9 protein-coding genes are annotated in these 11,418 nt (G+C 67.9%); 5 read left to right on the top strand and 4 right to left on the bottom strand.

Features of this window, described 5'->3' with window-relative positions:
* Positions 1–207, top strand: a 207-nt coding sequence (locus FFS20_RS18155) for a hypothetical protein (RefSeq protein WP_137826953.1), incomplete at its 5' end; no start/stop codon positions are given.
* Positions 208–429: 222 nt separating this feature from the next.
* On the opposite strand, the gene FFS20_RS16935 is transcribed toward FFS20_RS18155, so the two are convergent.
* Positions 430–1,431 (bottom strand): siderophore-interacting protein, encoded by a 1,002-nt coding sequence (locus tag FFS20_RS16935; RefSeq protein ID WP_137826952.1) that lies wholly within the window; start codon positions 1,429–1,431, stop codon positions 430–432.
* A 133-nt stretch (positions 1,432–1,564) separates the two neighbouring features.
* Between FFS20_RS16935 and FFS20_RS16930 the strand changes: the two genes are divergently transcribed.
* On the top strand, positions 1,565–2,530 hold the full coding sequence (locus FFS20_RS16930; RefSeq protein ID WP_137826951.1) for an ABC transporter substrate-binding protein: 966 nt from the start codon (positions 1,565–1,567) through the stop codon (positions 2,528–2,530).
* Between the two features lie 287 nt (positions 2,531–2,817).
* On the opposite strand, the gene FFS20_RS16925 is transcribed toward FFS20_RS16930, so the two are convergent.
* Complete coding sequence (locus tag FFS20_RS16925; RefSeq protein ID WP_249356921.1) at positions 2,818–6,789, bottom strand: hypothetical protein; 3,972 nt, start codon at positions 6,787–6,789, stop codon at positions 2,818–2,820.
* 199 nt (positions 6,790–6,988) lie between these two features.
* On the opposite strand from FFS20_RS16925, the gene FFS20_RS18420 reads away from it, so the two are divergent.
* Positions 6,989–8,095 carry a hypothetical protein gene (locus tag FFS20_RS18420; protein WP_249356920.1) on the top strand — a complete coding sequence of 369 codons (1,107 nt, stop codon included), beginning with the start codon at positions 6,989–6,991 and terminating at the stop codon, positions 8,093–8,095.
* 59 nt (positions 8,096–8,154) lie between these two features.
* Positions 8,155–8,928, top strand: a complete 774-nt coding sequence (locus FFS20_RS16915) for a DUF6226 family protein (protein WP_137826950.1) — start codon at positions 8,155–8,157, stop codon at positions 8,926–8,928.
* 8 nt (positions 8,929–8,936) lie between these two features.
* On the opposite strand, the gene FFS20_RS16910 is transcribed toward FFS20_RS16915, so the two are convergent.
* On the bottom strand, positions 8,937–9,887 hold the full coding sequence (locus FFS20_RS16910) for an ornithine cyclodeaminase family protein (protein ID WP_137826949.1): 951 nt from the start codon (positions 9,885–9,887) through the stop codon (positions 8,937–8,939).
* Between the two features lie 293 nt (positions 9,888–10,180).
* On the bottom strand, positions 10,181–11,101 hold the full coding sequence (locus FFS20_RS16905; protein ID WP_137826948.1) for a LysR substrate-binding domain-containing protein: 921 nt from the start codon (positions 11,099–11,101) through the stop codon (positions 10,181–10,183).
* On the opposite strand from FFS20_RS16905, the gene FFS20_RS18150 reads away from it, so the two are divergent.
* Positions 11,081–11,418: hypothetical protein (locus tag FFS20_RS18150; protein WP_212743372.1), on the top strand; the 338-nt coding region annotated here is incomplete at its 3' end. The two genes, FFS20_RS16905 and FFS20_RS18150, sit on opposite strands and share 21 nt — an antisense overlap.

The following is an 11,418-nucleotide window of genomic DNA, read 5'->3' as shown; positions in this document are numbered from 1 at the left end:
CCGGCGTGGGTGCCACCGGCATCGGTCGATCCTGCCCGGGAACCGGTCTTCCATCCCCGGTTCCTGGCCGAGGACATCATGAGCACCCTCTTCGACGACCTCGCCGACACGGGTCGCCCTGATGAGGCCGGTGAGGGTGAGTCGGGTGCCAACGGGTCGAATGCGGACGGGTCGAATGCGAACGAGGCGAGTCGGCCACCAGACTGAGATCGGAGGGGACAACTGTGCCCGAACCCAATCTGTGCCGGAACCCAATCTGTATCCGAACTCAATCTGTGCTCGAACCAAATCTGCGACTATGGAACCATCACCATCTGTGGCTGTGGAACCGCCACCTGAACGACACCGCAGCCGACCAGACCGTCGGGGCGCCGTCAGCTCGAGCTCGCCCCACGATGAGACGATTCGTTCTCAGTCCTCGGCTCGTACTCAGCCCTCGGCCTTGCCCTGTCGCCAGTAGCCCATGAACGCGACCTGTTTGCGGTCGACGCCGACTTCCTGCACAAGGTAACGGCGCAGTCGTTTGACCGGGCCCGCCTCGCCGGCGATCCACGCATAGAACGGGCGGGAGCCGCGCTCGGTGTCACTCGAACTGCTCTTCGCGGCCTGCGTGAGCAGGGCAGGCGTGTCCCAGAGGATCTCCTCGTCGATGTCGACATCCTCGAGTTCGACTCCGCCTCCCACGGACACCGATGCCCCCACCTCGGCGAGGGCTTTGTTCTCCGCGCGCACGGCCTCGCGCACCGCCGGCTCGAGAAGCGCACCGAAGTCGGCGTCGCCGCGCGGCAGCCACTCGACCTCGAAACCCTCGGGTGCCGTGAGATCGAGAATGTCGTCCGCGCTCGGAACCTCGATGACAGCCTTCCCGCTCACTGCACCGTCCTTAAGCGAATCGAGGATCGAGGCGATGGCAGGGACGGCGGTCTCATCACCGGCGAGCAGGATCTGATCGGCATCGCCGCAGTCGAACTCGATGCCGCCATACGCGCCCTGGTGGTGACGGGACGGGCCGATGACGTGCAGTCGGTGGCCGATCTCAGCGTTCGTGGCCCAGGTCGCCGCTGGACCCGAATGGCCGTCGTCATCGATGTGGAGCACCATGTCGACGACGAGTTCCCGGGCATCGCTGCGCCACTCGCGGACGGTGTACGTGCGCATCGCCCCACGGACATCCTCATCGACCTGCAGCCACGCCTGGTACCACGGGTTCCCGGCCTCGACCTGCTCGGCGAAGAAACCGAGGAGGTCGAACTCCGGAGCGATCAGTCCGCCCGGCGGGATGATGAGCTTGAACCGCAGATCACGCGGATGCCCGTCGGTGCCGAAATCCGCCAAGCCGTCACCACCGAAGGTGATGCGGCGGAATGAGGGGCTCAGGTCCTCGATGCCGATGACGGTGGCCTCGAAAGCGCCGATGGATGCTCGTGACACGTGTTCTCCTCTGCCTCCTGCACAGGCAGGAGCGGTCCGGCTGGTACTCGACGAGCATAACATCTTTGTTAGGTTAGCCTCTCCACAATGATGCTACGGTGATCTCGTTCCCGTTCCCTCTCGAAAGGTCGTCATGCGCCGACGTCAGCTCCTGGCTCTCACCGCTCTCGCTCCGCTCGCCCTCGTCGCCTGCTCCACCGAGGCGTCCGAGTCCGGTGCCGCTCAATCCTCGGCGAAGAACTTCTCCTACTCGCCCGCCGGCTACGACGGCGTCACCGTCACCCTCGACCGACCGGCTGAGCGCATCGCAATGGACTTCTACTCCGCAGCCGCGCTCGCGCCCTACGGAATCACTCCCGTCGCGGTCTTCGGATTCGGGCAGAACGAATCCCCGGGCAAGTCGTTCGACTCCACGGGCGTCAAGGTCGTCGGCACCGACATGGAACTCGACACCGAGGCACTGGCCGCAACAATGCCCGACATCGTCGTCGCCTACGGCAACGAGACCGGTGACGGCTGGACCTGGTGGGATGACAAGCTCAAGGAACAGGTCACCTCGCTCGTCCCGTTCGTCCCGATCAAGCTCCAGGACCAGACACCTGACGACATGTTCGGCCAGTACGCCGCCGTCGCCCAGGCGATCGGTGCGGACACCGACTCCACGGAGATCGCCGCACAGCGCCGAGACTTCGATGCGGCACGGCAGCGCATCCGCGACGTCACCGCGGACAAGGACTGGCTCACGGTGCTCCTCGCGAACTTCAACGCCGACATCATCTACACCGCGAAGGACCTCGGCATCGCTCGGATGCTCGCCGACGACGGCGTGACCCTCGTGGGACCCGACTCCGGCGCCGACAGCTCATGGGCCGAGGTCTCGTGGGAGAAGATCAGCGACTACCCCGCCGATGTCCTCCTCGTCCACGACGCATCGGCCGACTTCGAGACGAATCCGATCTACCTCAGCCTGCCGACGGTCAAGGCCGGGCAGACCGGCACCTGGGACGACAAGCGCGCCTTCACCTACGACGGGTACGCAGCATGGCTCAACGATCTCGCCGAGGTGCTCGACCGGGCCGACGACATCGACAAGAACTGACCCGGCTGAGTCCGGGCCCGGAACTGGTCGGGACCGCCCACGATCAGGCCCGCGTGCGCTCACGGCCGGAGACGGTCAGGGCCTGACCTGGTCAGGCGCGGCGTCGCCGGCGCGGTCCCTCGCAGCAAGCGGCCGAGCGTTCCGACAGCTGACCATTCCGAACGCTGACCATTCCGGCAGCAACGGCTCGTCCCGACGGTGACGAGCCGTCCGTGCGGCGACGGGCCGTCCCTGTTGCCACTGGCCATCACGGCAGCCCCAGGTCACCACGACATCCACCGCTCATCTCAATAGTCGTAGCCGTCGCTGATGGTGATGACGACCTTCCCGTCGACGATCTCGGCGACGCCGTCGACGGAGAAGATCACCGTGTCATCGAATGCCCCGCCGTCGTCGAAGAACGAGTCGTAGCTGCCCGTCACCAGCGCCTCGCCCTCGGAGACCGTCGTGATCGCCCACGACGGACCGCCGTTGGGCCCGGCCCCCATTCCGCCGTCGTAGTAGTACGGATCGGACGACGGGTCGGACACCGTGACGGTCGGGTACGACGAGATCGACCACTTGAGATCCGTGGCATCGAAGCTCTCGGCGCTGTATGAGCCGAACGGGCAGCCATCGGGCTGAGCAACCGTCTTCTTCGCGCAGCTGTCGACGAGCGTCTTGACCTGCTTGTCGACCTCGCTGCGGAACGCGTCCGTCGGCTCGGGCGCGAGCAGCGCGGGATCACCTGCGTCGAGATCCTGATCCTCGACGCTGCCGCCGAAGAAGGTGCGGGCCTCGATCGGATCCGCGGAGACGAGGTCGCTCTTCTCGGCCAACCCGACGGTGTAGAGGGCGGGGAACGCCGGCAGGGAGAGCGCCGAGTCGGTCGTGTCGACGTCGATCCCGTTGACCTTGACCGTGCTCAGTCCCGGAGTGTCCACAGTCAGGGGCGCGAGCTCCGGCGACTGCAGCGTCCACTCGTCGAAGAAGAGCGAGGTCTTGCCCGACTTCACCAGCGAGAACTCGGTCGTGCTCTTGCTCCCGCCGAGGTCGAACGTCGCCGACACGAGCGCCTGATCATCGGCGACATCGGCGTCGGCGACGGAGATGTCGGTCGGCAGGGCCTTGGCGCCGCCGAGGATGTCGTTCGTCAGCAGCTGCCGCTGCTCGGCGGGCACGTCGACATCGGCGATCTCGAGCGCGCCTTCGGCGTCACCGTCGGCGAGGCGCTGCAGATACTTCTCGACGGTGGCCTCGGGGCCGAACATTCCGCCGTTGACCTGCGTGACGACGATCAGCCCTGCGACGAGGACGAGGACCGCCGCCCCACTGATCACTCCGACGAGCGTCGCCTTCCTGCGGTTGAAGGGCTTGGCCGGCGGGGCCGCGGGATACCCAGCCGGAGGACCCGAGGGTGGGGCCGCGCTGCTGTTCCACTGCTGGGCGGTCGGCTGCTGACTCGATGCCGACACGGCGTGCCCGGCCGCGTAGTGGCCCGCCCCTGAAGCGTAGGGCGCAGACGCGTCCTGTCCAGCGGTGGGGGATGCCCCTGCCGGTTGTGACCCCGACGCCGAGGTGGTGGTCGCGGCGGAGTGAGCATCTCCGGGATTGCTGCCACCGGATGCCGGGGAGACCGCGCCCGGCTGTCCGGGCGCGCCCGCGTCACCGCCCGGTGCCGGGTACCCGGGTGCCACCGGTGGCGGCGGGGGAGGCGTCGACCCGCCGGCGACGGCATCGGCGTGGATGAGCGGGAAGCGCGGTTCGCTCATCCCGAGGGCGTGTCCCCAGTGCGGATGAATAGCGCGCCCGGCGAGGAGCTTCGCGACACCGGGCATCGTCAGCGCCAGCCTCGGCCCAAGGGTGCGCGAGACCACCTCGATGAGGCCGCCCCAGACAGCGAAGATGAGGAACGACCAGGCCAGCACGCCGATGCCGGCTTCAGCCGTACCCATGCCGCCGAACATCTCCGTCGCCTGTGCCGAGCCCTGCAGGGCCGCGCGCAGAGGCAGCGCGAGGACCGAGAGCAGCCCCCACACCACGGCGAACGCGAGGGGAATTCGCCATGCGGTGCTCCACTGCCGGGGATCGGGACCCTGCGCGGTCCAGTACGGACGCCGCGTGACCGTGGCGACGAGGGAGGCCGCGAGCACGGCGACGGTGACTGCGATGAGCCCCAGCCACAGCTGTCCCGGCACATCGTCGCTGAAGATCGTGAGTGTCTCCGAGAAGTTTCCGGACTCCATGCCGAACGCGCCGGCCATCGAGGCGGTGAGGCCGCCGAGGTGGACGAGCAGGGTGAGGATGAGGCCCATGTTGACGAAGGTCAGGGGGACGAGCTGCCCGGGAACGTCGAGTCCGAGCGGCAGGACGAAGAGGGCGACGACGGACATGATCGCGACCACGACGATGAGGTGGATCCATGCGACGAGTGCGGCGGGAACGACCCAGCGGAGGAATCGCGCTCCGACCGCCTCGGTGCCCTTGAAATGACCGGCGATGCGACCCCACATGCTCACGGCGATGACGACGAGGAGCGGAAGGAAGAACGATCGCGCGGTGACCGCGGAGAACTCGAGTGTGGCGCCCTGGCTGCCCTCCATGAGCGAGAAGCGGGCGGCGAAGATGAGCTGGAGGACGAAGAGCACGATGGTGAAAGCGAGGGCGGAGATGCCGATGCGAATCCACGTCGACCCCCGATTGGGGGAGGGGGAGCGCAGCTCGCTCCACCGGGTGAACCACCACAGCGTGCCGAGGACGACTGCGGTGATGATGAGAGGGGCACCGGAGAGGACGATGTCCCCACTGGCCGAGGCGAATCCGTCGGACTGGAACTCGAATCGCACGGCGGCCGAGCCGAACAGCGCCAGGGCGAGGAGGACGAAGGGGAGCGCGTAGCCGATCTTGTCGGTGCTCATGCCCGTGTACTCGGTGAACGAGTCGAGGTCGGACATCGAACCGGCGATCGCGGCGAGGATGATCGCGACGACGATGCTCGCGGCGAGGGCGATTCCCGGCGGAAGGAGAATCGCCCGCCACGTCGCACCCTGGGAGAGCGGGGCGGTGTAGCGCGATGACGGTCTCGGAGCGCCGAGGTGACTCTGACCTGGATAGGGAGAGCCCTGGCCGGCATAGGGCGAACCCTGGTTCGGGTCAGGCGAGCCCTGGTATGGGTAGGGGGAGCCCTGCTGGGCGTAGGTCTGGCTCTGCGGGGAATACGGCTGGCCCGGCTGCGGAGAGGGCTGGCCCGGTTGCGGAGAGGGCTGGGATCCCTGCGATGAGCTCTCTGAGCTCTGCGATGGGTAGGGCTGGGCTGAGTACGGCGAACCCTGTTCTGCTCCCGGTGAATGGAACTGGCCCGACGTGCCGGGGGTGGGAGACTGCCCTCCTGGTGCCGCAGACGGTGTGTCCGTTGTCGCATATGGATCGGCGGCCGGGTTCGCTGCGGCTGCGGAAGCCGCTCCTGGTATGGACGCTGCGGCTGCGGACGCCGCCGCAGCCTCCGGAGAGAAGCGCGGATACTGTGCCGTCGCCTCGGTGGACTCGGACGCGGAATTGGTCGGTGGAGCTCCTGGCTTCGTGGGGACGTCTGCCTCGCCGCCGAGGGGGCCCGAGTCTGTGCCCGCGGCACCCGGCGAGTCAGTGGTGCCAGGCGTGGCAGTCTGACCCGGCGAGTCAGCAGCGCCAGGCGTGGCAGAGGCGTCAGGCGAGGCAGAGGCGCTCGCGCTGCTGCCTTTCGGCGGCTGGTCGGCCTGAGTGTCGTTGGTTGCCTTCGCTGTCCCGGCGGCACTGACCTTGTCCGTCGACTTCGCAGTGCCGTTCGATCCGTCAGCAGTTTTCGGCATCCCGGTGCCGTTGGATCCGTCAGTCGACTTCGCGGTCCCGATGCGTTTGGTGCCGTCAGTCGACTTCGCGGTGCCGGTGCCTTTGGCTTCGTCAGCAGCTTTCGGCACCCCGGTGCCTTTGACGTCGCCGGTCGACTTCGCTGCCCCGTTGCCTTTGGCTCCGTCCGTCGCCTCCGGCACCCTGGTTCCCTTCGCACTGCTTCCGTTGGCCCTGCTTCCCTTCGCACTGGCGGCAGCCTTCTCATCCCCAGCGCCCTTGACCGCGCCGGTCCCCTTGACCGCGCCGGTTCCTTTGGCCTCGCCGGTCCTCTTGGCCGCCTCGGCGCCTTCGGCGGCTGAGGGGGAGCCGGGCCTGGTGGCTGAGTCCTTGGTGGCTGGGCGACGGTCGGCATCGTCGTCGTGTCCGGAAGGGGGAGATGCGGGCGTTCTGCTCATGGGGAGTCCTCCGACTGCTCTCGCACACCGGTCGCTGCAGTGCGCTTGACGTGGCCGCTGGTCTGAAATCGGTTTCCCAGCAGATCGATGTTTCCATCGATCCATTCAGTTGTAGTGATGTCCTTATATTAGGCTGAGAATGGCGATGGAAGTTTCCGTGAAGAGAACTTTTTGACCGACAAGTGATCTGGAGCTGCCGATGAGCACGAAATCTCCCCAGGGCAACGGCGACGAATGGCCGCGCGACGATTCGGCGGGCAGCGCTCAAGCGGAGAATCCTCGTGCCGAGAATGCGTGGAACCAGAACGGCGATTCGGGATGGGGTCAGCAGACCGACACCGGCTGGGGCCGAGGTTCCGGCACCGGAAGCACCGACACCGGCTGGGGCCGGAGCGCCGAGACGGGCTGGGGCAACGACAGTGCGGAACCGAACAGCCCCAGCATGCCCTACATCGCCGAGCAGAACCCCGCGCGGCCCCCGCGCTCGCAGTCCGCGGCGACCGGAACGCCGGGAACCCGGCCAGCGAACGCGGCCACCCCACCAGCGAACGCGGCCACACCGGGAGCACCACCGCCCAACGCTGCTGCCCGACCCGGAACTCCGCCGGGCGTGGCACCCCCGCCGGGTCCACCGGGTTCGAACCAGCTGCCGACCGGGATCGCACCCGCCGGCGCCGCACCCGCCGGTCAGCCGCCTCGGCGCAGCAAGGGCCTCATCGCCGCCGTCGTCGTGCTCGCGGTCATCGCCGCGGCCGCGATCGGATTCGGCGCCCTGATGTTCCTCAACCGGGACGGTGACGAGGGCTCCACTGTCGCAGCGACGACGGCGCCGGCAGGCGAGGACGCCTCGACGGCTCCAAGCGCCGGACCGAGCGAGGACGCTGATCCGACCGAAGCTCCGGAGTCGTCCCCCTCGTTTCCCGCCGATCCGAAGCAGGCGCTCGACCAGATCGTCACCACGGATCGGAAGACCGTCGTCGCCGACCTCGACGGCAAATGGGTGCCCCAGCTGAGTTCGAAGAAGGTCGGACTCGAAGCCGAGGGAAAGACGTGGGAGCCGAAGGACATTCTCGCCGAACACGAGCAGATGCGGAAGGAATATCCGCGCGTACAACTGGTGTGGTCAGGGGATTTCGCGAGTTTCAAAGAAGACGATTTCTGGGTGACGATCGTCGGCATCGGCTATGACGATCCCGAGGACGCGCTGTCGTGGTGTTCGTCCAACGGTCTCGGCCCCGACAACTGCTACGCGAAGCAGCTGAATACCTCAGGAGGGTATGAGGGCACGACGCGTCTGCAGGACTGAGGAACCGCTTCCCCCAGTGCCGCGCCGGTCCGACGCGCAACCCGGACTAAGATCGGACCATGACTTTCTGGTGGCAAGAGCTGAGAACCAACCTTGCCCGATCCTTCGATGACCGCTCTGACCAGCGGTGGAACCATGCGATCGCGACGATGCCGGTGTCCGATCGGGCCGCTGCGATGTTCCGTGCGGTCGAAGACGAATTCCTCCTCACCGGAGCCGACACGCCGAGGTGGGACGACCCCCACCGCAATCCCGACTTCGAATGGGGTCGGGTCAACGGCCCCGACGATCAGGCCGACGTCACCGACCACGCGAAGTTCGACATCGTCCACGCCCGAGCCCGCGCGTGGATCAACGTCCTGCGCCGGTGGGGAGGCAGCGAGCGGGAGAACCCCGAGGTCGACTGGGCGACCGATGATCCGTTCCTCGCGTCCGCCGATCACGCCGAGGTGCTCACGAGCGGAATCCCCGACAATCCCGAACTCGTCATCGGCTTCAACGACTACGTCCCCGATGACCACGGCGTCGACCTCGTCGCGAACGTCGTCATCGCCCTCGGCGACCCCGCGGTGTCGCTGGCCCGCGTGCCCGACTGCGGCTGCGACTTCTGCGACTACGGCTCCGACGTCCTCCTCCAGCAACTCGACAGCCTCATCTTCTCGATCGTCGACGGCTCCGTCGAAGCGCAGTCCGGCGGACAGTACTCCGGCTACCGCACCTCGTTCGACGCGGCCGGAGAGCTCTCCGGCGACGCCGCGCACAAGCCCGCGAAGCACCGGGCGCGCCCGTGGTTCGACGACTGGTCGCCGCGTCCCATGCAGGACTGGGCCTGAGTCCGGGTTCACCCCGCCGATGCGGCTGATGCCTCCTCGGTGATCTTCGCGGCCACCGCGAGATCCTCCCACGACATCCCCGACCCCTTGAAGATCAGGGTCCGCTCGTCGTCGACGACGACCTCCCCGGTGCTCAGCTGCTTCATCGTGATGAGAGTCTCCGCGTCGAGTTCGCCGTCGGTGATCGCGAGCACGACATCCCCGCATTCGCGCAGCGCAGTGCCGAGATCCTCGACGACGACCGCCGAGCGTGCGAACAGCGACGCCGGCAGCTCTCTGGCGTGCGGGTCGTGCGAGCCGCACGCCATGACGATCGCACCGTCATGGACGAGGTCGCCGTCGAAGAGCGGACTGCTCGCCGTCGTCGCCGTGACGACGATGTCGGCCTCCCGCAGGGCGGCGTTCGCCTCGGCGGTGGTCGCTGCGATGACACGCCCGCGCTCACGCACTCCGGCGGCGACACGATCGGGATGCCGGACGACGAACGCGACATCGGCGAGATCGACGTTGAGAACCTCGCGCAGGGTGTCGACGTGTCCGACGCCCTGCGGGCCCGCCCCGAAGACGACGACGCGCACGGGTCCGGTGAACCGGGACAGCGCCGGTTCGATCGCCGCCACCGACACCGCCGGCGTCCGCAGGGTCGTCAGCGCCGCACCGTCGATGACCGTGCGCAGCTGCAGCGTCTCGGCCGCATACATGAGGTACTGCCCCTGGATCCGGGGCAGGCCGTGATCGGGATTGTCGACCGAGACGCCGACGAGCTTGACCCCGACCCATGCGCCGAGCTCGGAGGGCATGAAGATCATGTTGCCGGCGCTGATGTCGGCGATCGTGCGCGGAATGTCATCGGCCGGATCGAAATCCCCGGCCAGCGCCTCGCGGAGGGCGGCGACCGCCTCGGCGGGGGATAGGGCCGCGACCACCGCATCGGCGTCGAGGTAGGTCACATCGTTCATCGTCACGTCCTTCCTCACTGCGGACCCCTCGCGCTGCGACGGTGGTGCGGTCCATCGGGGTGCGGACATCCGAGGGCGCGCAGCACCGGGTGGCAGGGGCGGTCTCCTCCAGGCTAGGTGATGCCGGCAGCAGGGCGAAGCGCGGTCCGTGAGTCGGGCCGCATCGTCGTGTCGACCACCGTTATTGGGTCGCACTGTCGGGTCTCGCTGTCGGGTCGACCACCGCTATTGGGTCGACCACCGCTGTCGGGTCTCACCCCGGGTCTCGCGCGTGAGCGTTGAGCGGTGGATCCTCACGACGTGCGTCGGGCGACGACCTCGGCCGCCTCGGTGAGGACAGTGAGCGCCGCGGCGATGAGCGGCTGCCCGGCCGAACCGCTGCGGATCCCGGTGAGGATCTTCCGAGCCGGGACGGGATCCCCGCGCAGCGGCACGCGCACGGCATCGTAGCCCTCGGGCAGGTGCGCGAGGCGCGGGACGAGCGCGACGCCGAGCGAGGCCGAGACGAGCGCGGCCCCCGTCTCCCACTCGTGGGACTCATGGGCGACTTCGGGGACGAAGCCCGCGGCGGCGCAGGAAGTGCGCACGAGGCGGTGGTAGGGCGTGCCGGGCCGATCGAGGATCCACTTCTCCTCCGCTGCCTCGCCGAGGGCCACCGACTCGCGTCCGGCGAGACGGTGGTGGCCGGGGACGAGGAGATCGAGACGGTCAGTGAAGAGCGCGGACTGCTCGAACCGGGCATCGCTGCGCGGCGGCAGCGGATCGGTCGCGACGACGACGGCGATGTCGGCCTGGTCGGCGAGGAGCAGGTCGAAGCACTCCTGCGGATCGGCTTCGATGATCCGCACCTCGGCTCCGGGATGCGAGGTCATGACGCGCTCGGCCGTGAGCGGAAGCAGACTCGCCGCGGCCGTCGAGAAGCCGCACAGCCGCAGGACCCGCTGGCTGACTGCGTGTCCAGCCTCGGAGAGCTCCCCGCGGATCTCCTCCCACCGGGTGAACAGCTCCTGCGTGCGCTCAAGGAGCAGCTGACCGGCGGGCGTGAGCACGAGGGTGCGGCCGTGCTGTTCGAGCACGGCGACTCCGAGATCCTTCGACAGGGTTCTCAGCTGGTGCGAAATCGCGGAGGGAGTGAAGTCGAGGCGCTCGGCGGCCGCCGTGACGGTGCCGACCTCGGCGAGGACGCGGAGAACGTGGAGGCGACGATCGATCATGCAATATTCTTTCACGACCATCCACGAAATGATTCGCTTTTCTTCGTCATCTGCCGCCTCGACACTGGAGACACAGCGAGATGTCGGATGCTCGGCCAGCGCATCGCCGGTGGCACAAGGGGACGTCGGCCGCATCCGATTGCGGCACAGGACGTCGGCCGCGGGACGGACGATCCCCAGAGCGGTGGAGCGTCGGCGGAGGCGATCACCCGACCGGCCGAGGCGATCACCCGACTGGCCGAAGCGAGCACGATGCAGTGGAAGTTGAAAGGCAGGAGCAGAGATGACGATGGCTCCCCGGTCCCGGACCGCAACGC

The sequence above is a fragment of the Brevibacterium sp. 2SA genome, assembly GCF_005502845.1.
Lineage (GTDB): Bacteria > Actinomycetota > Actinomycetes > Actinomycetales > Brevibacteriaceae > Brevibacterium.
This window is presented reverse-complemented; position numbering and strand designations above follow the sequence as displayed.

Excerpts from the sequence above, each read along its gene's own strand:
- FFS20_RS16930 (WP_137826951.1), top strand. The coding sequence starts at position 1,565 with ATGCGCCGACGTCAGCTCCTGGCTCTCACCGCTCTCGCTCCGCTCGCC.
- FFS20_RS16925 (WP_249356921.1), bottom strand. The coding sequence starts at position 6,789 with ATGAGCAGAACGCCCGCATCTCCCCCTTCCGGACACGACGACGATGCC.
- FFS20_RS18420 (WP_249356920.1), top strand. The coding sequence starts at position 6,989 with ATGAGCACGAAATCTCCCCAGGGCAACGGCGACGAATGGCCGCGCGAC.
- FFS20_RS16915 (WP_137826950.1), top strand. The coding sequence starts at position 8,155 with ATGACTTTCTGGTGGCAAGAGCTGAGAACCAACCTTGCCCGATCCTTC.
- FFS20_RS16910 (WP_137826949.1), bottom strand. The coding sequence starts at position 9,887 with ATGAACGATGTGACCTACCTCGACGCCGATGCGGTGGTCGCGGCCCTA.
- FFS20_RS16905 (WP_137826948.1), bottom strand. The coding sequence starts at position 11,101 with ATGATCGATCGTCGCCTCCACGTTCTCCGCGTCCTCGCCGAGGTCGGC.